General features: G+C 26.8%; 1 protein-coding gene. It reads left to right on the plus strand.

The window, feature by feature from the left end; genetic code table 11:
* A partial coding sequence (locus ACMOUI_RS11950) for a hypothetical protein (RefSeq protein WP_418965918.1) occupies nt 1-1,583 on the plus strand: 1,583 nt, incomplete at both ends.

Genomic DNA, 1,583 nt, shown 5'->3' on the forward strand with positions numbered 1-1,583 from the left:
ATTTAAAAGTAAAAGAAATAAAAGATTTTTCTAAAGATGAAAATTCTTACATAATAAAACATGATGGAAATAAGTATATTTATTGTGGTGGAAGTAAGGACACATATATAGATTTAACAAAATTAGAAAAATCTATAAATAACCAACCAGAAGTAGATACAGAAAATATTCTAAACTCTATTTATAAAGATGGTCAGAGTTTATCTAAATTAGAAATAACTCAAACAGAAGCTAGTAAAATATCTTCAATAGGACAGCTATATGATGGAGAAGTTGGTGGACAAAAATATCATTCATTAATAAATAAAGAAGATATATTTATATCAAATGGTAATAAAATTTCTCTTTTAAAGGATGATTTAACAACATCAACACAAGCTATAGGTCAAGCTGTTAACTTTGGAGGAGCTGAAGTATATAACTTTGGAAGTATAAAAGTAGCTTCAGCTTCAGATATTGCTGTTGGGCAATATGTAACAGGTAATAATAACTTAGCAATAGGAAGATTAGGTGCATATAATTTTGGACTAATCGGTGTATCTAGTTCTGGACAAAAATCTATAATTCCTGGTGAGAAAATAAATAGTGCTGGAATTTATGTAAACTCTATAAAAACTCCTGTTATTGGAGCAAACTTTGGAACTATTAAGATAAATAATACAGATAATACAAATGGGTATTATGGAGTTGGAATGTTAGCAGATGGAAAAGGTGCTAAAGTTTTTAACTTTGGAACTATAGAAGTAACAGAAGCAGCTACTAACAATAATAATATAACTCCAGAAAATCAAAAGTTTATGGTTGCTAAAAATGGTGGAAGAGTTTATAACTATGGAACTTTAAAATCAAATGGAAAAGATATAGTTGTAGATGGAAAAGTATCATCATCAACTACAGCAAAATATATTACAGATAACAAAGTTATATTTACAGATGAAGTAGAAATATTATCTGAAGTTGGAAAAGGAGATAGCTATACAATAGATTCTTATATAACTGCTAAAAATGGAGTTGAAGGATTAGATCAAATTAAGTCAACTGGAGTATATGAAACAAAAGCTATTGAAAAAATAGATAAAGATGGAAATACAGTTGTTGATTTAAAATTAGAAAAAACTAAAAAGATTGAGGATTTAACTACTGGTGATTTAAATAGAATGATAAAAGAAGCTAATTTAGATTCATATGTTTATGCAGATGGAAAAGGAAAAAATGCAGAAGCTATAAACTATTTAGTATCAACAGGAAATACAGAGAATTTAAAAGGGATTTTTGCACCAGTATATGAAAATCTAAATGGAAGTATTTTAAAAAGTGCAGAAAGATTTAATGATTATGCTGTAAGTATTAATTCAAATGAAATTACAGAAATATCTGGAGATTTTAATAGAAACTTTAGAGGATTCTTTGCAAACGACACATTACCTAATGTAAAGTTTGGTGTTTTCAAAAATTCTAGAAAAGATGCAAATTTAGGAGCTGGTATTGATTATAACAGAGATTCAACTACTGTTATTGGATCTCAATATTTAACATCTAATTTTGTATTAAATTATGGTTATGAAAATAATAAAAATGAATAT

Source organism: Cetobacterium sp., assembly GCF_048470075.1.
Classification (GTDB): domain Bacteria; phylum Fusobacteriota; class Fusobacteriia; order Fusobacteriales; family Fusobacteriaceae; genus Cetobacterium_A.